General features: G+C 58.4%; 23 protein-coding genes. 9 read left to right on the forward strand and 14 right to left on the reverse strand.

What is annotated here, in order from left to right; genetic code table 11:
* The first annotated feature begins 3 nt into the window (after window positions 1–3).
* The 6 genes from ACR0I7_RS12910 to pqqE all read left to right on the forward strand — a co-directional run bounded on the left by ACR0I7_RS12910 (window position 4) and on the right by pqqE (window position 3941).
* Entirely contained in the window at window positions 4–687 is a 684-nt protein-coding gene (locus tag ACR0I7_RS12910; protein ID WP_480511640.1) for a response regulator transcription factor, read from the forward strand.
* A 102-nt stretch (window positions 688–789) separates the two neighbouring features.
* Window positions 790–891, forward strand: coding sequence for a pyrroloquinoline quinone precursor peptide PqqA (gene pqqA, locus ACR0I7_RS12915; RefSeq protein ID WP_120634970.1), 102 nt, complete (start codon window positions 790–792; stop codon window positions 889–891).
* A gap of 23 nt (window positions 892–914) precedes the next feature.
* Window positions 915–1811, forward strand: a complete 897-nt coding sequence (pqqB, locus tag ACR0I7_RS12920; protein WP_480511642.1) for a pyrroloquinoline quinone biosynthesis protein PqqB — start codon at window positions 915–917, stop codon at window positions 1809–1811.
* Window positions 1808–2557, forward strand: a complete 750-nt coding sequence (pqqC, locus tag ACR0I7_RS12925; protein ID WP_480511644.1) for a pyrroloquinoline-quinone synthase PqqC — start codon at window positions 1808–1810, stop codon at window positions 2555–2557. Before pqqB ends, pqqC begins: the two co-directional genes overlap by 4 nt.
* Window positions 2557–2829: a pyrroloquinoline quinone biosynthesis peptide chaperone PqqD gene (gene pqqD, locus ACR0I7_RS12930; protein ID WP_480511645.1), complete on the forward strand. Its 273-nt coding sequence runs from the start codon at window positions 2557–2559 to the stop codon at window positions 2827–2829. Before pqqC ends, pqqD begins: the two co-directional genes overlap by 1 nt.
* Window positions 2829–3941, forward strand: a complete 1113-nt coding sequence (gene pqqE, locus ACR0I7_RS12935; RefSeq protein WP_480511647.1) for a pyrroloquinoline quinone biosynthesis protein PqqE — start codon at window positions 2829–2831, stop codon at window positions 3939–3941. Before pqqD ends, pqqE begins: the two co-directional genes overlap by 1 nt.
* A gap of 2 nt (window positions 3942–3943) precedes the next feature.
* On the opposite strand, the gene ACR0I7_RS12940 is transcribed toward pqqE, so the two are convergent.
* Genes ACR0I7_RS12940 through ACR0I7_RS12970 form a run of 7 tightly spaced genes read right to left on the reverse strand, consistent with a single transcriptional unit; the run spans window position 3944 to window position 9174 of the window.
* Complete coding sequence (locus ACR0I7_RS12940; protein WP_480511649.1) at window positions 3944–4540, reverse strand: ABC transporter ATP-binding protein; 597 nt, start codon at window positions 4538–4540, stop codon at window positions 3944–3946.
* Window positions 4537–5286, reverse strand: coding sequence for an ABC transporter permease (locus tag ACR0I7_RS12945; RefSeq protein ID WP_480511651.1), 750 nt, complete (start codon window positions 5284–5286; stop codon window positions 4537–4539). Before ACR0I7_RS12945 ends, ACR0I7_RS12940 begins: the two co-directional genes overlap by 4 nt.
* A 6-nt stretch (window positions 5287–5292) precedes the next feature.
* Window positions 5293–6258, reverse strand: a complete 966-nt coding sequence (locus ACR0I7_RS12950) for an ABC transporter substrate-binding protein (protein WP_480511653.1) — start codon at window positions 6256–6258, stop codon at window positions 5293–5295.
* Window positions 6259–6278: 20 nt separating this feature from the next.
* Entirely contained in the window at window positions 6279–6527 is a 249-nt protein-coding gene (locus tag ACR0I7_RS12955; RefSeq protein ID WP_480511655.1) for a PepSY domain-containing protein, read from the reverse strand.
* A 15-nt stretch (window positions 6528–6542) separates the two neighbouring features.
* On the reverse strand, window positions 6543–6980 hold the full coding sequence (locus ACR0I7_RS12960) for a cupredoxin domain-containing protein (protein ID WP_480511657.1): 438 nt from the start codon (window positions 6978–6980) through the stop codon (window positions 6543–6545).
* A 19-nt stretch (window positions 6981–6999) separates the two neighbouring features.
* Complete coding sequence (locus ACR0I7_RS12965; protein ID WP_480511658.1) at window positions 7000–7971, reverse strand: YVTN family beta-propeller repeat protein; 972 nt, start codon at window positions 7969–7971, stop codon at window positions 7000–7002.
* 12 nt (window positions 7972–7983) lie between these two features.
* Window positions 7984–9174 (reverse strand): ABC transporter substrate-binding protein, encoded by a 1191-nt coding sequence (locus ACR0I7_RS12970; protein WP_480511660.1) that lies wholly within the window; start codon window positions 9172–9174, stop codon window positions 7984–7986.
* A gap of 298 nt (window positions 9175–9472) precedes the next feature.
* On the opposite strand from ACR0I7_RS12970, the gene ACR0I7_RS12975 reads away from it, so the two are divergent.
* The 3 genes from ACR0I7_RS12975 to ACR0I7_RS12985 are packed head-to-tail and all read left to right on the forward strand — an operon-like array spanning window position 9473 to window position 11761.
* Window positions 9473–10012, forward strand: coding sequence for an SRPBCC family protein (locus ACR0I7_RS12975; RefSeq protein ID WP_480511662.1), 540 nt, complete (start codon window positions 9473–9475; stop codon window positions 10010–10012).
* Window positions 9978–10943: a YncE family protein gene (locus tag ACR0I7_RS12980; RefSeq protein WP_480511663.1), complete on the forward strand. Its 966-nt coding sequence runs from the start codon at window positions 9978–9980 to the stop codon at window positions 10941–10943. Before ACR0I7_RS12975 ends, ACR0I7_RS12980 begins: the two co-directional genes overlap by 35 nt.
* The gene (locus tag ACR0I7_RS12985; RefSeq protein WP_480511665.1) at window positions 10940–11761 is read left to right on the forward strand and encodes a quinoprotein dehydrogenase-associated SoxYZ-like carrier; all 822 of its coding nucleotides are present in this window, start codon (window positions 10940–10942) and stop codon (window positions 11759–11761) included. Before ACR0I7_RS12980 ends, ACR0I7_RS12985 begins: the two co-directional genes overlap by 4 nt.
* Before the next feature lies 1 nt (window position 11762).
* Here the strand turns inward: ACR0I7_RS12985 and ACR0I7_RS12990 are convergent, their stop codons facing one another.
* The 7 genes from ACR0I7_RS12990 to ACR0I7_RS13020 form a co-directional block, all read right to left on the reverse strand.
* Window positions 11763–12317 carry a PQQ-dependent catabolism-associated CXXCW motif protein gene (locus ACR0I7_RS12990; protein ID WP_480511667.1) on the reverse strand — a complete coding sequence of 185 codons (555 nt, stop codon included), beginning with the start codon at window positions 12315–12317 and terminating at the stop codon, window positions 11763–11765.
* Entirely contained in the window at window positions 12314–13156 is an 843-nt protein-coding gene (locus ACR0I7_RS12995; RefSeq protein WP_480511669.1) for a substrate-binding domain-containing protein, read from the reverse strand. The genes ACR0I7_RS12990 and ACR0I7_RS12995 overlap by 4 nt, the downstream gene beginning before the upstream one ends.
* On the reverse strand, window positions 13140–13643 hold the full coding sequence (locus tag ACR0I7_RS13000; RefSeq protein ID WP_480511671.1) for a c-type cytochrome, methanol metabolism-related: 504 nt from the start codon (window positions 13641–13643) through the stop codon (window positions 13140–13142). Before ACR0I7_RS13000 ends, ACR0I7_RS12995 begins: the two co-directional genes overlap by 17 nt.
* Before the next feature lie 70 nt (window positions 13644–13713).
* A complete protein-coding gene (gene xoxF5, locus ACR0I7_RS13005; protein WP_480511673.1) occupies window positions 13714–15516 on the reverse strand; it encodes a lanthanide-dependent methanol dehydrogenase XoxF5 in 1803 nt (600 codons plus the stop codon).
* 133 nt (window positions 15517–15649) lie between these two features.
* A complete protein-coding gene (locus tag ACR0I7_RS13010) occupies window positions 15650–16006 on the reverse strand; it encodes a c-type cytochrome (protein ID WP_480511675.1) in 357 nt (118 codons plus the stop codon).
* Window positions 16007–16061: 55 nt separating this feature from the next.
* Window positions 16062–16895, reverse strand: a complete 834-nt coding sequence (gene fghA / locus ACR0I7_RS13015; RefSeq protein ID WP_480511677.1) for an S-formylglutathione hydrolase — start codon at window positions 16893–16895, stop codon at window positions 16062–16064.
* 1 nt (window position 16896) lies between these two features.
* Complete coding sequence (locus ACR0I7_RS13020) at window positions 16897–18009, reverse strand: S-(hydroxymethyl)glutathione dehydrogenase/class III alcohol dehydrogenase (protein ID WP_480511679.1); 1113 nt, start codon at window positions 18007–18009, stop codon at window positions 16897–16899.
* Window positions 18010–18025: the final 16 nt, after the last annotated feature.

The raw sequence follows: 18025 nt of genomic DNA on the forward strand, positions 1-18025 counted from the left end.
TCCATGACTTCCAGATTGCTGATCATAGATGACGATCCCAAAATCACGTCAGCGCTTGTGCGGGGCCTGTCGCTGCACGGGTATTCAGCCGAGGCCGAAAACCGCGCCGAGCAAGGGCTGGAGCGACTGAAAAGCGGTGCATTCTCGGGCGCGATTGTGGATGTCATGCTGGGAACGGACAGCGGCGTCGAACTGGTCCGGGCTGCGCGTGCGGCTGGCGTTGCGATCCCGATACTGATGCTCTCGGCCCTGTCTGATGTCGACCATCGCGCCGCAGGGCTTGAAGCCGGGGCCGATGATTACGTGGTGAAGCCTTTCAGCTTTGACGAACTTGTCGCCCGGTTGCAGGTGCAGGAACAACGCGTCCTGTCGCAACGCCCCGATCCCGCGCGGATTTCGGCACAGGACAGAACCGTTGCCATCCGGGAAACCCGCATTACCCTGACCGAACGCGAGTTCGATCTGCTTACGCTGCTCAACAGCAAAGCCGGATCCCCGATCTCACGCGGTGAGCTGTTTGACACGCTCTGGTCGCAGGAGGGGTCCAGTAACGAAAATGTGGTCGACGTCTATATTGGTTACCTGAGGAAAAAGTTAGGCTCCTCTGATTTTGGGTTTGAAATCAAAACTATACGCAACCAAGGATTTTGCCTCAAAGGGATCGCGCCACTGCCGGATGATGCCTGAGTACCGACCAAAGTCTAAAGCCCTCTTATGAATTAAGAGTCGCACGGGCGCATTAGACCTGCCACATTGATTGCAAGCACATCTTAGGAGGAGGACCCCGATATGGCTTGGAACAAACCTGTTATCCGCGAAATCGAATGCGGTATGGAAATCAACATGTACGGCCCCGATCATGATGATGAGCGTGGTGGCGGCCTGATCTGATCAGCCGCAAGCGCCAACATTAGATGACGTTGCGCGCAATAATACTTGGGGCCGCTGCTGGCGGCGGCCTTCCGCAATGGAATTGCGGATGTGAGAACTGCAATCTGGCGCGACGCGGAGCGATCCCTGCGCAGACGCAATCGTCGCTTGCCGTTTCCCCCGATGGTCAAAACTGGGCCATCCTTAACGCTTCACCGGACATTCGAATGCAGCTGGGCGCCACGCCCCTCTTGTTTCCGACGGGGCTGCGAGAGATGCCTGTTCAATCGGTGCTGGTGACAAACGGCGATATCGACCACGTGGCCGGTTTGCTCACATTGCGAGAAATGCAGCCGTTCACGCTGTTTGCGACCCAGAGCATTCAGGACGTTATTGCACAAAACCCGATTTTCGACGCCCTGAACGCTTCCGTTGTGACACGCACGCCGATCTCGTTGAATGAACCGTTCGAGTTGATTTCCGGTCTCGAGGCGACCCTGTTCCCGGTGCCCGGAAAAGTACCGCTGTATCTCGAAGGGGACCATGTTCAGACCGATCTGGTGGGCGAACAGACAGTAGGGGTTGCGCTGAGGGTACAAGGGAAAACGGCCTATTATATCCCGGGCTGCGCGGCTTTGACGCCCAAATTGCGGGCACAGCTCGACGGTGCCGACCTTCTGTTTTTTGACGGCACCCTCTGGCAGGACGATGAGATGGTGCGCGCCGGGCTGGGGCAGAAAACAGGTAAGCGTATGGGACATATGTCGATGGATGGCCCTGACGGCTCGATTGCCGGTTTTGCGGATATGCGGATCGGGCGCAAAGTCTTTGTCCATATGAACAACACCAACCCGGTTTTGCGCCCCGACAGCGCCGAGAAGGCAGAGGCGCAGGCCAAAGGCTGGACGATCGGCCAGGATGGAATGGAGATCACGCTATGACCCAAAGCCGCGAAGAGTTCGAAGCCCGGCTGCGCCAGATCGGAGCTGAGCGGTATCACGACCTACACCCCTTTCATCATCGCCTGCATGGCGGTCAATGCACCCCGGATGAGGTGCGCGCCTGGGTGATCAACCGTTACTACTATCAGCATTCCATCCCGATGAAGGACGCGGCCTTTATGTCCCGCGTCGAAGACCCGGCCCTGCGTCGGGCCTGGCGGTCTCGGATCGAGGATCACGACGGCACGGATGACAACGAAGGTGGCATCCAGCGTTGGTTGCGGCTAGCCGAAGCGGTTGGGTTGGACCCTGACTACGTCGCCTCTTGCGAAGGCGTGTTGCCTGCAACCAAATTCGCGGTGGATGCTTATGTGCGATATGTCCGTGAAAAGACCCTGCTGGAGGCGGTTGCGGCCTCGCTCACCGAGCTTTTCGCGCCCAAGATTCACGCCAACAGGATCGAAGGCCTGCTTCAGCATTATGATTTTGCGGATGACAGCTCGCTGTCTTACTTCCGCAACCGCCTGCAAGAAGCCCCCAAGGATGTGGCCTTTGGTCTGGCCTGGGTGTTGGATCATGCGGACACCGCTGAAAAGCAGGACGCGGCGACCAAGGCGCTGATATTCAAGACAGATGTCCTTTGGTCGCAACTGGATGCCTTGTGGGGCGCTTATGTAGAACCTGCGCGAATTCCTCCGGGGGCCTGGCAGCCGGACACTGGCTTGCTGATGCGGCGGGCCTCGTGATGCTGGCGCAGGAGGTCCCCTTACTCCCGCGCGGTGTTCGCATTCAATACGATTCCGTCCGCGAGAAATGGGTCCTGTTGGCCCCCGAGCGCGCCGTGACCCTGGATCAGATCGGACATGCGATATTGAGCGAGGTTGACGGCCAGCGCAGCTTTGGTCAGATCACCGCGATATTGTCCGAGAAATACAGCGCGCCGGAAGAACAGATTGCCGAAGACAGTTCCGGCTTTCTGGATGCCCTGCGGGCGCGGCGTTTTCTGGATGTGATTTGATGCAGGCAAAGGCCCCGCCCCCCATTGCCATGTTGGCCGAGTTGACGCATCGGTGCCCGCTGTCCTGCCCCTATTGTTCCAACCCCGTCGAGATGGCCAAGCTCGACAGCGAGTTGGACACCGAAACCTGGGCGCGTGTGTTCAGAGAAGCGGCGGCGCTTGGTGTTTTGCAACTACATCTGTCAGGCGGTGAGCCTGCCTCGCGCCGGGATCTGATCGCGCTGGTCGAGGCTGCGCGCGAGGCTGGGTTATACACCAACCTGATCACCTCGGCGATCGGGCTGTCTGAACGCCGCCTGCATGAGTTGGACGAGGCCGGTCTGGACCATATCCAACTTTCTCTTCAAGGCACTGATGCCGTGATGGCGGATAAGGTGGGCGGTTACCGGGGCGGGTTTGATCGCAAGATGAAAACGGTCGGGTGGATCAAGCAGATCGGATTTCCGCTGACCCTGAACTTCGTCCTACACCGTCACAATGCGCACCAACTGCCACGCGCGCTGGAACTGGCACAGGAGATGGGCGCGCGGCGGATCGAGGTTGCAACAGTTCAGTTCCACGGCTGGGCCTTGAAGAACCGGGACGCCTTGATGCCCACGCGGGAGCAAGCGCACGACGTCACGCAACAGGTGACAGAAGCTCGCAAAGCGCTGAAAGGGCAGTTGGTCATCGATTACGTTCCGGCGGATTACCACGATGATTATCCCAAGCGGTGCATGGGCGGTTGGGGCACCACCGGATTGAACGTCGCGCCCGACGGTCAGGTTCTGCCATGCCATGCGGCCCAATCCATCCCGCATCTGACCTTTGACCGGGTGCAGGACAAACCGCTGGCGGATATCTGGTACCATGGCAGCGCGTTCAACGCTTATCGCGGCACCGAGTGGATGTCGGACCCGTGCAAAAGCTGCGAACGCAAAACCATCGATTTCGGGGGTTGCCGCTGTCAGGCCATGGCCGTTATCGGAGACGCAAGTGCCACCGATCCCGTTTGCATCAAATCGCCCCATCATCAGGCGTTGCAGGATCAGGCGAATGACCATGCCGCCAAAGCGGATGCGCCTTTTATCTACCGTGTCGCCCCCGGCGCGGCCACCGAACCTGCGGAGTAGCCCTATCCTAAAACCGCCCCCTCTGGTCCGGAGATCAGGGTGAGTATCCGGTCAGAAAGCCGTTGTGCCTCGGGGCTCGAATGGGTGACGAACAGGGTGGCCGGGCGGTGCTGCGCGATCAGAGCCTCGGTCAGGGACAGAATCGTTTCGGCTGTTTCGGAGTCCAGAGAGACAAAGGGCTCGTCCATAATCAGGAACTCCGGCTGCCCGGCAAAGGCGCGCGCCAGCGACAGCCTACGCTGCTGACCAAGGGACAATTGGCCGGGGAACAGCTCCCCCTTTCCTGCCAACCCAACGTCAGACAGGACAGCTTCTGCATCAGCGCGTGACAATTCGCGATGGATCAGGGTCAGATTATCCAATGCCGAACGCCACGGCAGCAGAGTGGGTTCCTGAAACACGATCGCCAGCCGATCCGGCCGCGCTATCTGGCCATCAAAGTCTGGATCAATCCCCGCCACCACCCGCAGCAGCGTCGTCTTTCCGATGCCCGATGGCCCGGTCAGCGCAACCGTTTCTCCGGCTGCGATGTCGAATGAGATCGGTCCCAACACGGCATCATCTCCAAACTGCTTTTGCCGGATGTCGATCTGGATCATGCGGCTCTCCAGCGTCGGGCTTTGCGTTCCCACGGCTGCAGAACCAGCCACTCAACAACCAGCATAACCGCGATGAAGGAGAACGCATAAACCAGCACCATCGCCACATCAAAAAGCTGAAAGTACAGGTGGATTTGAAACCCGACGCCGGAGGAGCGCCCGAGGAACTCGACCACCAGCACGATCTTCCAGATCAGAGAGAGGCCCGACCGTGCAGCCGCCGCGATGAACGGGGCAAGCTGTGGCAGGATCACATGGCGCAGACGCGTTTGCCATGGCATCCGGTAGACCTGCGCCATCGCATCCAGATCGGGGCTTAAGGCCCTGCCCCCTTCGCGGAGGATCGTTGCAACGTTGGGGATTTTGTTCAGCGTCACCGCCGTGATCGCCGCCGCTTCAGTCAGCCCGATCCAGAGATAGCAGAGCACGATCAGAACCAATGCGGGCAGGTTCAGGAAGATCACCAGCCAGGGGTCGAGCCAACGGTTCAGCGCATCTGACCGCCCCATCGACAGGCCAATGATCGTGCCCAAGGTCATCGCCAGCGCAAACGCCCAGATCACCCGCAACAGGGTTGCGCCAAGGCTCCGCAGCAATTCTCCGGAAGCGAGCTCCTGCTGGAACCGGGGGATCAAATCCCAAGGCTGCGGCAGAATCTGGTGGTCTGCGGTCAGCGAGGCGGCAACAATCCATAACGCCACGAGGCCCGCGATGGATAAAAGCGGCGTGAGGCGCGTGTCTTGCATAAAACCCTATTCCACGTCAGCAAACAGACCCTGTGGCACTGTTGTCGCATCACCCACAAGCTCAGCCCCGCCCAGTTCGGCCATCAGTTCCAGCATCTTGTTGGCGGCAGCGGCATCAACGGGGCTGCGATCAGGAATACCCGCGATCCAATCGGTCTTGAGCTGTTCGAACTGCGCATCGGACTTGGCGTTCATGCGGGGCCTGATCGCCTCCCAAGCGTCGGGTGAGCTGGCCAGAAAGTCCTTGGCCTCGCGGCTGGCCGCGAAGAGGCTTTGTGCAAGCTCCGGGTTTTCGTTCAGAAAGCTCTCTTTCAGGTAGTACCCCAGCAGCGGCGTATCGGTGTCGAGCCCCAAAGCTTGTCCGGCCTCCTCCACCGAGATCAGCTCTCTCATACCCGACGCTTTCATCTTGGCCAGAAAGTGCCAGAAGTTGATCGCCCCGGCGTAATCGCCGCCAAGCGCGGATTTGAAGATCAGGGGCGGCGCGCCAAAGACCTGTTCGGTCTCTGCCTTCAAATCCATCCCATATTCCTGCGCTGCATAGGCGCGCAGGATCAGCCAGGATTTATCCAGCGGGCCACCGGCGATGCCGATCTTGCCACCCGCAAGGTCCTTCAAACTGGTCGCGGTGCTGTCGGCGGGCACGACCACGCCGCCCACAGCTTTAGAATACGGGATGAAGACGTAATTCTTCCCGGCCGCCCTTTGTCGCGCAACCCAAATCCAGTCGGCCACGGCCAGATCAGCCTCATCACCTTCAACCGCGATGCGGGTTGCGCCATTGTCGGCAAAGGGTTGGACATCAAGGATGAAGCCATGTTTCTGGTCCAGACCGTTCTGGCGAATGGTCTCAAGCTCCCAATTCACCGTTCCGATCTTGAGCACCGCGGCGCGAATAGTCGGCAGGGTCTCAGCCGCCACCGTGCCCGTGGTGAGCGCGACAGCGAGGCAGGCGAGAAACAGTCTGATCATGGCTTCATCCTGTTCGTCTATTATTCCGCCTTACGGCTGACTTCGTTCAGGTCCTTGTCCAGCTTGATATCAAACTGGTTGCCACCCTTGCAGATGACGTCATCCAGATCATAGCCGTCGTCTTCAACCTCGATATCGTCAGGGTCCATCTGGCATTCGATGGAGGCAAGGTAGGCTTCAATCTTGCCAACAGTTTCCGCGTCAACCTCATCTGCAAAGGCCGGGGCGGCCATAAGACCGGCGATCATCAAAACTCCAAGATTTTTCATCGCATTATCCTTTCTCTATTGAATGCTGACGGTGATACGTTGCGAGTCACCCGTGGACCCGGGGATGCGAATTTCGTGGCTGCCGGGTTTGATGGCGATGAACGACAGTTCCGCCACGCCGGCCTTGTCAAACTCGATGCTGTCCACCGCCATCGGGCGGACTTCGATCTTGTTGATGACGATCTCGTTCATCCAGATCGCGCGGAAGAACGACGGCCCTTCGATGGCCAGCTCTGCTGAGCCATCCGCCGTAATCTCAAGCTTGTAATAGGCACCGGATTGCAGGACCACATCCTCACCCAGCGGTTGCCCCGACGCGAGTGTGAGCGCGATGGTCTCACCGCGGTTGCACTTTGCCAAAAGTCCGGCAAACCCCAGATCATCGCAAAGCGGGGCCCCCGATATCGGCCCGCCTATCAGTGCGACGCATGCTGCAATCAAAAATCTCTTCATTCCCGTCCCTCCCAGAACTTTAGTCAATGGTCACCACGCCCCAGGGCTGTTGACCGACCTGTACCGATTTGATCGCCTTCTCAGAGGCCACATCGATGATGGTGATGTCGTTTGAATTGCCATTTGTGGTCAGCAGGTATTTTTCATCCGGCGTGAAATCGAGCTGCCAGACCCTCTGCCCCACAAGGATATAATCCAACACTTCAAGGCTTTGCGCGTCCACAACGGCAACCCGGTTTGCGGGTCCCAAAGCGACAAACAGACGCTTGCCATCCGAGGTCACCTTGGCACCCACCGGCTGCAGCCATTCCGGCTGCACGCCGGGAACCTCAAAGCTGATCTTGCCAACAACTGTGGGCGTGCCATCCTCCGCGATGTCCATGACCGAGACCGTGCCGCCAATTTCCGAGGTGACGAACAGGCGTTTGCCATCCGCCGTGTACTGGGCATAGCGCGGGCGCTGGTCGACCAAAACGTTGTGCTTGATAGTATAGTCTTCGGTGGAGATGAAATGCGCCATGTTCGTAGTCTCGGACGTGTTGACCACGAACTTTGCATCTGGGCTCATCCCCATGCCTTCGGGTTCGACGCCAACCGGCACTTCGGCCAGAATGGTGCGGGTTTCCGTGTCCGTCACCGTCACCAGATTGTCGTCCTCATTGGCGATATAAAGCCGCTTGCCCGAGGGTTCGAGAATGAAGAGTTCAGGGTCCGGGCCAGACGGCAAGCTGGGCAATTCCTCATAGGTCGAGGTGTCGAAGACCCGAACAATATTGTCATCGGAGGCGCAAACATACAGCTTGGTGCCATCCGGGCTGACGGTGATGCCGCGTGGGCGGTTGCCGCCGGGGAACTCGGTGATCACCTCCCATGTGTCGGTATCCACCACCGTGATGGTGTTGCCCCGCTCGTTTGAGACAAAAGCCTTGCCCGCCAGCGCGGGACCCGAGGCAAGCGCAGCAAAGGCGACAGTTAGCAATAGTCGTTTCATCAAAACCTCCGGTTATTCAAATGCCTGACAGCTGGATTCCGCCCGATCCAGACCCATCGTATCGAGTGGTGAGACCTGATGCAGGAACCCCTCCTGCGGGCTGACGCTGACGGTGATCGACCCGTCATACAGAAGGATCGGCTGGCGCAGCTGCCCGTTCCAGTCGCGGAACGTCACTTTCTGCCCCTTGAAGGCTGCAAGTTCGAATTCATCCGACAATGCATAGTCGCGCACCCCGTTCGGTTCCGCCGTACTGGCGCGGGTCACGGCCTCACCAATCACGCGAAGGGCCAGCCAGGTGTTGTAATCCTCGGGCCGGACATAGCGGCCCGTCAGCTCTTCGAAACGGGTCTGGAATTGGGTTGCGCCCCAGGCCTCATGCGCGCCATGGAACGTCGTTGGGCGCAGACCGCCAGAGCCCATCACCGGGCGCGGGGTCCAGAGGTGGTATGACAGATAACGCCCGAAATAATCGGTTTCGTCTGCAGCAATCACCACGTCATGATCCCGCACATCCTGTGTCTCCAGCGGCAATTGGCGCTGAACCAGGACATGGCCGGAATCCGTCCGCCGAGAGCCGCCGGTATCCACAAAGGTCCGGTCCTCGGCAATCTTCGCACCAAACTTGGTGGCCGCGCGGCGGTAGGCGTCGGCGAGTTTCACATCCTCGGGGTTCGACCCGGCCAGCAGGAACCAATCGTCCCATTTCTTCCAGACCGCAAACTGCGCAACCGCGTCCGCCTTCATCGCGCGGGACGGCGCGATATGAAGCAGGTTGCCCCGGCAATTTGCATCGCGCAATTCGATATCCGGGGCCGCGGCATTAAAGACCAGCGTCCCCGCCTCTGCCGCCTTGTCCGTCAGGCGCAAAACGTCAGGAGCGTCGGCCACTAGCACGATCAGGCGTACACCGTCGGCAAGGATCTGATCCATCGCGGCGTCCGCCTGTTCCGGTGGAACGGCGACCGTTGCAGTCTCATAAGTATGTCCCAGAAAGCCACCCGTGGTGCCGTTGTCCTCATCTCCCAGCGCGGCACCTGCAAAACCCAGATCGTCAGGCTTCAGGTCATATCGCGAGATGGGCAGTAGCGACGGGTAGTCAATCCGCAGCACCGCAGCTTTCACATCGATTGCCGCCGCGGTTACAGCTGACACACACCAGAAAAGCGCCGCAAGCAGCGGCAGCACGCGAATATTCAACATGTCCTCCCCTTGCCTGCACGTCTGAGATCAGGCTTGATTCATCAAGGGCGAAGCGCCCCCAAAACGGAACCGATACTTTTGGCCGTGTTGTAAAACAAATCCTAACAGCTTCATCATTATGCTCGATTCTTATTTTATAAGAATGCGCGTATGCGGTTGATCTTGCTATGGTTTCCCGCGACTCTCTGCAATTTTGTAGGGGTTGCTTCGGGTGGCCGGTTCGGCATGTTTGCATGTCGCAACACGCGGTAGAGGAGCCGCGCCAATCGACACTCAGCGCATTCAGGGAGGACATAGAATGAATCGACGAACTCTTCTTGCGGTAACCGCCGCGCTGCTGGTTCCGGGTGTGGCTCTGGCCCATGGCCCGACCCGGCAGAAAGTCACGCTGACCGCCGAGGTATCCGCGTCGCCCGAAGACGTCTGGGCGGTTGTCGGGAACTTCGGAGACATGTCCTGGCATCCCGCAGTCTTTTCGACTGAAGGCAAAGGCGGCAATGAGATTGACGCAACACGTCTGCTGACGCTCGGCCAGGAAGGCGGGCCGACGGTTGACGAAATTCTCTATAAGTTCAGCGATGAGAAGATGAGCTATTCCTACCGGATCACTGAGGTCGCGGTTGAGGTCCTGCCAGTCACCAACTACTCGTCACATCTGACGGTCAAACCGCGAGATGGGGGCGGGTCGATCATCGAATGGCGCGGTGCGTTTTATCGCGGCTATCCGAACAACGATCCGCCAGCCGAATTGAATGACGAAGCTGCCATTGCCGCCGTAACTGCCGTATATCAGGCGGGCCTTGATGCCCTGGTCGAACGTTTCGGTGCGGCAAGCTAGCCGCGCTCTGACGGTGTTGATGGCGCTCTCTGGCAGCCCCGCGCTGGCAGAGACGGCGTTTATCACCTGTCAAAACGGCGAAGAGCTCAGCCGGATCGAACTTGCCAAACAGCGGGAAACAGCGCGCTGGCCTCTGCCCGGCAAACCTGCGGGCGTGGCCGTTGGCCGCGACGGAACGCTTTTTACCGTGTCGCCGGACAACAAGACGGTGCAGCGTTTATCTGCTGAGACAGGTGAGACGATAGCGCAGGTTACGCTCGACGGAGGACCAATCGGCATCGCACTGGATCATCCGCGCGGACGGGTCTTTGTCTCTGACTGGTATTACGCCCGTCTTTGGGTATTGGACAGCGAGTATCTGAACGTTCTGTCCGAGCTTTCGACCGGTGCCGCCCCCGCTGGGCTCTCGCTTTCGGCGAATGGGAGGTATCTTGTGTCGGCTGACAAAGAGGCGGATCAGGTTTCGGTATTTGATGCAGAAACCCTTCGGCCTCTGCGCCACATCCCGGTCGGCACCCGCCCTTTCGGATTGCGTTTTGCACCAGATGGGCGGCTGTTTGTCGGCAATGTCGGCAGCAACGATGTCAGTGTGGTCGATGTCGAAACCGGTGTGGTTACGGCGACGGTCCCGGTTGGCGAACGCCCCTATGGCATCGCCTTCGCCCATGGCCGCGCATTTGTCACGAACCAGTATGCCAACACGCTCAGCGTCATCTCTGTGGATACGCTGCACCATGAAGCGCTGATCGAGGTCGGAGAATACCCCGAAGGTATCGACGCGACGTCCAGCGAGGATCTTTTGGTCATCGCAAACTGGTTCGACAACACCGTCAGCATCGTGGACCCAAAGGCGCTGTCTGTGGTAGAAACGATAGAAACCTGCGACGGGCCACGTGCTTTTGGCAGATTTCTACAAGGAGGAAGACAATGAAGGCTTCTCACCTGATTGCAGCCCTGTTCTGCATACTGGCCGCCCCCCCGGCCATGGCATCAAATGAAGCATGGGATAACGTCCGAACCCTGCTTTATGGCGACCGAGAGATGCAGAACGGCGACGCGTTGATCGCGATTGATGCACCCTATCGCACACCCGATGATGCGCGGGCCGAACTGGCGGCGCAGGTTGTAGCCCCTCAGGGGAGCAAAGTGGCCAAGGTGACCTTGGTGCTGGATGAGAACCCGATGCCGGTTTCTGCCGTGTTCGAGCTGGAAGAGCCGCTGCCCAGTTTTTACTTCGACGTGACCATGCGCGTGAACGGGCCAACGCCGATGCATGTCATTGCCGAGACCACGGATGGCCGTCTCTGGGTGTCGGAAACCTTTGTCAAAACATCCGGTCTTGGCGCTTGCGCGGCGCCTCCGGGCACTGAACCGGAACTGGCATTGGAAAGTCTGGGCACCATGGAGGCCGAACTGGTCGGTCGCGTGCCCGCGCTGGACACGCGGGCGCGCCTGTCCAATCTGGGCGCGGATCGGGCCAACAAGATGGACCTGAGCATCGACCACCCATCGCATTCGGGCATGCAGATGGACCAGATTTCTCTTCTGTTCATACCAATGCGATACGTGGAAACCGTGGATATCGATCTTGATGGCGCGGGCTATGTTCAGATGACGGGATCGATTTCACTGTCCGAAAACCCGCGGGTCGGCATATCCGTTCCCAGCCGTTCGCAAGCGGTGGATGTGACGATGACCGACACGGATGGCACGGTCAGCCATCTGCATAAGAAACTGGCGGGCTTCTAAATCAACCCCCTCCGGTCACGGGTTGGCCGGGCGCGGGTTCGACACGCTCCAGCGGATAGCCCCACAAGGCCCAGCCATCTGTGCCTTCGGGGAACCAATAGACGTTGGTATAGCCCCATTCGATTGCGCGTCGGGCGGCGTTCCAACTCATCCAGCAGTCTTCAAGGCAAAAGAACACAACGCCGCGCGCCGTATCGCCCTTGGTGCTGGCCTCTAATCCGGACCGGAAATACTCAGTTGTCACATCCGCAATTGCGCCGTAGCCGACATTGGGCAACCAGAGCGTTCCGGGAATACTGTTACGCGGCTTGTCCCGCCAGATCGTGCCTTTAGGCAAGTTTGCCGGTTTGGGCGGCTGGGGCAAAACGTCGATAAACGCAGCACTCTGATCTTGCCAAAGGGTGTGTGCCTCTTCCGGGCCGATGGTTGTGCCGCCGGTAATCTGATCCGGCACCGGCGCGCGATAGTGATCCATGCGGTAATCGCCCGGCTCGGGCACAGTCTGCGCTATGGCGGCGGTCGAGAGCAGGGCAAAAGCCAACACGGCGCGGATCATTGCGACAGATCCAGCACCTCGGTTCCCAGATCATTCACAAGCGGAACTCCGGCTTCGGCCAGCAACGCGTTGATCTCATCCTGATTGCGCCGGATCAGAGAATTCAGTTGCCTTTGCCAGACCTTCTCACCCTGCCGAACGCCCATTGTGATGCGATAGAACAAACGTGGAGGCAGCTCTTCATTGACCAGAGGGATCACCTTAAAATCAGGGTAGTCTGCCTTGACCAACGGCCCGCCTAGAGGGCCCCAAAGGACAGCCGCGTCAATCTCACCCGCTTGCAGGTCCTCCAACATATCGACAGCCGGGCTTTCAACACGCCGGTCGACAAACAAGTTGTAAGGTTTGGCCTGCCCGATCAATCCGTTCCGCGCCATATGCGCCGCCGGAGGCGTCCCGGCCACAATCCCGATCTTTTGCCCCTTGAGCGCGGGATCGTTCAAAGTAGCCACCTGAGCCAGTTCGCTATCCATGGGCACGATCAACGCATAGGCCGAGGTGTAATAGTGGTTGGTGTTCTGCACCAGCTCATGCCCCTGCGCATAGCCGATCACAACGTCACAGCGTTTGGCGGCCAACGTGTTGCGAATGAACCCTGTCGCTTGCGGGAACCAAACATATTGCACGGGCAATTCCAGCTTTGCGGCGATCAGCTCTGCCAGCTGGTTTTCGTATCCGGATTCGTCTTTGGACGATACGGGATTGTTGCCCGGATCCGCGCAGACCCGCAGGGCAGTCTTGGACACCAGATCAGAGGTTTGCGCCTGCGCGGGCAGTGCCTGGCCAAGCCAGACACCAAGCCCCGTCAGAACAAGGCAAACCTTAGCCCATGCACGCATCTTCATCCTCTCGGATCACGTCCGATTTAGCCTCTTTCTGGGGGGGGCGACCACGCGGGATCGCACCAGATCCATGTGCTTTCAGATATACATAGATGTCATCTAGAAAGCACATCACATTCGGATTGTCACCAAATCCCGGCATCACCGAATTTTCGGCGGCATTTACCACCTGACGACCGTTTGTAACGATATCTACAAAGTCATAATAATCCATATCCAGGGCCGACTCTTTCAGAGCCGGCGCATAGGTCGAACCCTCACCATCCGGACCGTGGCAGACATGGCATTCCGCGTGATAGCGGCGAAAACCGGAAAATGTCATCCAGTCCACAGTGCCATCCTCGGCCACATTGAACGTCGGGATATCGTCTTCGGTATAATACCGTCCATCCTCGGAATACGAGACTGTCAGATTGTCCGCCGCCGCAGCAATGGGAAGGCAGGACACAAGAACAGATGCCAGAAGACGTACAGAGTGGTTCATGGAAAGCTCGTTTCTTTAGAGGTGAAAAACCGGCGCGGTCCTGCTGGGCCGCGCCGGTCAGATCTTTGGCTTAGTTCGGCAGTGCGAACACGGTCAGCTGACCACCCAGCGCGGTATAATCGCTGAGCGCAGCATAGCCACCAACAGCACCCAGACCGTCATTCGGGTTGGTCAAACCAGCTGCCAGGCCAATACCGGCCCAGCCGCCAACACCCGACAGGATGCCGATATACTGCTTGCCGCCTTGCTCATAGGTCATCACATTACCGATGATCCCGGACGGGGTTTTGAACCTATAGAGTTCCTCACCCGTTTCAGCGTGAACAGCCTTCAGATATCCTTCGAGTGTGCCATAGAAGACGACGTCACCCGCAGTTGCCAGAGCCCCGGACCAGACCGAGAACTGCTCGGGCAACGACCACTTGATGGTTCCGTCGGTGTTATCCCAGGCGATGAAGTTACCCATGCCGCCATGGCTGTCCGGTGCCGGATACATCGCCAGGGTCGCGCCCACATAAGGCTGACCTGCGGTGTAGGACACGCGGAACGGCTCATAGTCCATGCAGACATGGTTGGTCGGCACGTACATCAGCTGAGTCTTCGGCGAATAGGCTGCAGGCTGTTGGTCTTTGGTCCCCAGAGCCGCCGGGCAGATACCAGTCGAGTTTACGTCCTCGCCGTTCTGTTCCGTCGAATACTGAGCAACCACAGCCGGGCGGCCATAGGTCTCGCTGTTGGGGTCCATGTCGACACCAGTTGTCCAGTTCACAACCGGATCGAACTTTTCGGCCACCAGCAGCTCACCCGTGACGCGGTCCATGGTGTATCCCAGACCGTTGCGGTCGAAATGGGTCAGCAGCTTGCGCTCGGCGCCATCAATTTCCTGTTCCGTCAGGATCATTTCATTGATGCCGTCATAGTCCCATTCGTCATGCGGCGTCATCTGGTAGAACCATTTGGCCATACCGGTGTCGATGTCGCGGGCCATGATGGTCATTGACCAGCGGTTGTCGCCCGGGCGCTGGGCCGGGTTCCAAGTCGACGGGTTACCGGTGCCATAGTACATCAGGTTTTCGTCCAGATCGGCAGAATACCAGCCCCATGTGGTGCCACCACCGATCTTCCACTGATCGCCTTCCCAGGTATTCGTTCCCGAGTCTGCTCCAACGGGTTTACCCAGATGCGTGGTTTTTTCCGGATCAACCAGGATGTCCGAGTCCGGCCCCATGGAATAGGCACGCCAGACCTGCTCACCCGAGTTCATGTCGTAGGCTGTGACTGACCCGCGTACACCGAACTCACCGCCCGAAATACCAACAATGACCTTGTCCTTGATGGGTAGCACGGTGGCTGTGTTGGTTTCACCAATCGCCGGGTCGCCATTCTGAACTTCCCAAACCACGTCGCCGGTATTGGCGTCAAGTGCCACAACTTTGGTGTCCGCCTGATGCAGGAAAATCTTGCCATCCGCATAGGCCACACCACGGTTCACAGTGTCACAGCACATCACCGGAATCACATCCGGGTTCTGTTTGGGCTCGTATTTCCAGACAATTTTTCCATCGTTGGCCAGATCCAGCGCATAAACGATGTTCGGGAACGGCGTGTGGACGTACATCATGTCGCCAATCACCAGCGGAGACCCCTCGTGCCCGCGCAGAACGCCAGTCGAAAAAGTCCACGCCACCTGCAGATCACCAACGTTGTCCGCGTTGATCTGATCCAGCTCGGAATAGCGCTGATTTTTGTAGTCACCCGTCTGGATCGCCCATTGTTTCGAGTTTTCCATCTGGGCAATCAGGTCGTCATTGGCATAAGCCGCAGTGGCCAGCGCAATGGCGATCCCGGAGGTCCAAAGCGATAGATTTCTCATTCAATCTCCTCCCTTTCGTGCAGCGAAATCGCTGCATTGCAACACCTCACCCAGACTGGGTTGCGGTGTCTGTTGATGCGCGCCCTGACCGGCCCTTTTCCGGGTCCTATCTGCGGGCGGGCAGTACGATTTCTTACAACCCTGTCTCCTCAAAGGTCGCAAGATATGCGATGATATTGGTGCGATCGTCCTCCTTACGCAGCCCGGCAAAGGTCATCTTGATTCCCTTTGCGTAGTCGCGCGGTTTGGTCAAAAACGCATCCAGTTCTTCGGGTGTCCAGATCAGCCCTTCCTCAGAAAGCGAAATCAGCACAGGCGAATAGCCAAACCCCTCGACGGTCGCTGCCTGACGGCCAACGATACCGTTCAGCGCAGGACCCACTTTGTTTTCAGCACCTTCGCCCACAGCGTGGCAGGCCTTGCACTTGCGAAAGACTTTCTCTCCCGCTTCGGGATCGCCGTCGGCACTTGCAAAGGCGGGTGCAAGCATGAAGCAGGTTGCTGCGAATACCGTTCTGAACACTATCTATCTTTCCTTGCTTTTTTCATTGGCTAAGACGTTCTGCGTGCCATTCGACATGGTCACGCGCAAAGCTGTTCACGAAGAAATAGGAATGGTCATACCCCTCCTGAATTCGAATCTGTCCGGGCTGGCGGCGCTTGGCCATCATGTTGGCCAGCGCCTCGGGTTTGAGCAGATCGAGGAACTGATCATCGGCCCCCTGATCGATCAGCAAATCACTCTTCCAGCCGTGTTCTTCCAGCAGCAGAGTGGCGTCATGCTCGACCCAGGTGTTTTCATCATCGCCCAGATAACTGCTGAGTTGTTTACGCCCCCAATCCGAGCGTGTCGGGTGCGCAATCGGGGCAAATGCGGAAAGCGAGCCAAACTTGTCGGCATTCCGGATCGCAATTGTGATCGCGCCGTGACCGCCCATAGAATGACCAGTGATGCCATGACGATCCTGAACCGGAAAGTTCTTGAGTACGATGTCGCGCAGCTCGTCAACGATGTAATCATACATCCTGAAATGAGACCGCCAAGGATCGCGGGTGGCGTTCACGTAGAACCCCGCGCCCTGACCCAGATCATAGGCGTCATCGTCCGCAACATTGTCACCGCGCGGGGATGTGTCGGGAAACACAACCGCAACTCCGTAATCGGCTGCCGCCTCTTGAAACCCGCCCTTGGTCATCGCATTTTCATGGGTGCAGGTCAGGCCGGACAGGTACCATAGCACAGGCACCGGCCCTACTTTGGCCTGAGGCGGCAGGTAGATGGCAAAAGTCATGTCACAATCACAAGTCTCGGACGGATGAGAGTAAACAGTCTGTTCTCCTCCGAAACTGCGGTTTTGTGAGATAACTTTCAGATCCATATCAGAACTCCACCACGGCACGGATCGACTTACCTTCGTGCATCAGGTCAAAGCCGTGATTGATCTCATCCAGCGACAGCTTATGCGTGATCATCGGATCGATCTCGATCTTGCCATCCATGTACCAGTCGACAATCTTCGGGACATCTGTCCGACCCTTGGCCCCACCAAACGCAGTTCCGCGCCACGACCGGCCCGTGACCAGTTGGAAGGGGCGAGTCGAAATCTCGGCACCGGCAGGGGCCACACCGATGATGATGCTTTCGCCCCACCCCTTGTGTGCGCATTCCAGTGCGGTGCGCATCACGCCCACATTGCCCGTGGCATCAAACGTATAATCCGCACCACCCCCGGTCAGTTCGACCAGATGCGCCACGAGATCACCGCTGACTTTCGAGGGGTTCACGAAATCGGTCATACCGAAATGGGTTGCCATTTCAGCCTTGCCGTCATTCAAATCCACACCAACGACCTGATCACAACCCGCCATCCTGCAGCCCTGAATGACGTTCAGGCCAATTCCGCCGAGACCAAAAACCACACAGCGCGATCCGATCTCGACCTTGGCGGTGTTGATCACGGCACCGATGCCGGTAGTAACCCCGCAGCCTATGTAACAAATCTTGTCGAACGGCGCGTCCTTGCGCACCTTGGCCAGCGCGATCTCAGGCACCACGGTGTGGTTGGCAAAGGTCGAACACCCCATATAGTGATGGATCGGCGTGCCATCCAACATGCTGAAGCGAGTCGTGCCATCGGGCAGTAAGCCGGCCCCCTGCGTGGCGCGCACTTTCTGGCACAGATTTGTTTTTGGGTTCAGGCAGTATTCACACTCGCGGCATTCAGGGGTGTAGAGCGGGATAACATGGTCCCCGACCTCAAGGCTGGTGACACCTTCGCCAACCTCCAGAACAACTCCGGCACCCTCATGGCCCAGAATTGCCGGAAAAATCCCTTCGGGGTCGTCACCCGAACGGGTGAACTCATCCGTGTGACATAAACCGGTCGCCTTAACCTCGATCAGGACTTCGCCTGCTTTCGGGCCATCCAGCTCGACCTCCATGATTTCCAGAGGTTGGCCTGCCGCCACAGCAACCGCCGCGCGTGTTCTCATGTCTGTCTGTCCTCCC

The sequence above is a fragment of the Ruegeria sp. AM1 genome (genome assembly GCF_056540745.1).

Coding starts and splice junctions, on each gene's coding strand:
- ACR0I7_RS12910 (WP_480511640.1), top strand. CDS start 4: ATGACTTCCAGATTGCTGATCATAGATGACGATCCCAAAATCACGTCA.
- pqqA (WP_120634970.1), top strand. CDS start 790: ATGGCTTGGAACAAACCTGTTATCCGCGAAATCGAATGCGGTATGGAA.
- pqqB (WP_480511642.1), top strand. CDS start 915: ATGACGTTGCGCGCAATAATACTTGGGGCCGCTGCTGGCGGCGGCCTT.
- pqqC (WP_480511644.1), top strand. CDS start 1,808: ATGACCCAAAGCCGCGAAGAGTTCGAAGCCCGGCTGCGCCAGATCGGA.
- pqqD (WP_480511645.1), top strand. CDS start 2,557: ATGCTGGCGCAGGAGGTCCCCTTACTCCCGCGCGGTGTTCGCATTCAA.
- pqqE (WP_480511647.1), top strand. CDS start 2,829: ATGCAGGCAAAGGCCCCGCCCCCCATTGCCATGTTGGCCGAGTTGACG.
- ACR0I7_RS12940 (WP_480511649.1), bottom strand. CDS start 4,540: ATGATCCAGATCGACATCCGGCAAAAGCAGTTTGGAGATGATGCCGTG.
- ACR0I7_RS12945 (WP_480511651.1), bottom strand. CDS start 5,286: ATGCAAGACACGCGCCTCACGCCGCTTTTATCCATCGCGGGCCTCGTG.
- ACR0I7_RS12950 (WP_480511653.1), bottom strand. CDS start 6,258: ATGATCAGACTGTTTCTCGCCTGCCTCGCTGTCGCGCTCACCACGGGC.
- ACR0I7_RS12955 (WP_480511655.1), bottom strand. CDS start 6,527: ATGAAAAATCTTGGAGTTTTGATGATCGCCGGTCTTATGGCCGCCCCG.
- ACR0I7_RS12960 (WP_480511657.1), bottom strand. CDS start 6,980: ATGAAGAGATTTTTGATTGCAGCATGCGTCGCACTGATAGGCGGGCCG.
- ACR0I7_RS12965 (WP_480511658.1), bottom strand. CDS start 7,971: ATGAAACGACTATTGCTAACTGTCGCCTTTGCTGCGCTTGCCTCGGGT.
- ACR0I7_RS12970 (WP_480511660.1), bottom strand. CDS start 9,174: ATGTTGAATATTCGCGTGCTGCCGCTGCTTGCGGCGCTTTTCTGGTGT.
- ACR0I7_RS12975 (WP_480511662.1), top strand. CDS start 9,473: ATGAATCGACGAACTCTTCTTGCGGTAACCGCCGCGCTGCTGGTTCCG.
- ACR0I7_RS12980 (WP_480511663.1), top strand. CDS start 9,978: ATGCCCTGGTCGAACGTTTCGGTGCGGCAAGCTAGCCGCGCTCTGACG.
- ACR0I7_RS12985 (WP_480511665.1), top strand. CDS start 10,940: ATGAAGGCTTCTCACCTGATTGCAGCCCTGTTCTGCATACTGGCCGCC.
- ACR0I7_RS12990 (WP_480511667.1), bottom strand. CDS start 12,317: ATGATCCGCGCCGTGTTGGCTTTTGCCCTGCTCTCGACCGCCGCCATA.
- ACR0I7_RS12995 (WP_480511669.1), bottom strand. CDS start 13,156: ATGCGTGCATGGGCTAAGGTTTGCCTTGTTCTGACGGGGCTTGGTGTC.
- ACR0I7_RS13000 (WP_480511671.1), bottom strand. CDS start 13,643: ATGAACCACTCTGTACGTCTTCTGGCATCTGTTCTTGTGTCCTGCCTT.
- xoxF5 (WP_480511673.1), bottom strand. CDS start 15,516: ATGAGAAATCTATCGCTTTGGACCTCCGGGATCGCCATTGCGCTGGCC.
- ACR0I7_RS13010 (WP_480511675.1), bottom strand. CDS start 16,006: ATGCTTGCACCCGCCTTTGCAAGTGCCGACGGCGATCCCGAAGCGGGA.
- fghA (WP_480511677.1), bottom strand. CDS start 16,895: ATGGATCTGAAAGTTATCTCACAAAACCGCAGTTTCGGAGGAGAACAG.
- ACR0I7_RS13020 (WP_480511679.1), bottom strand. CDS start 18,009: ATGAGAACACGCGCGGCGGTTGCTGTGGCGGCAGGCCAACCTCTGGAA.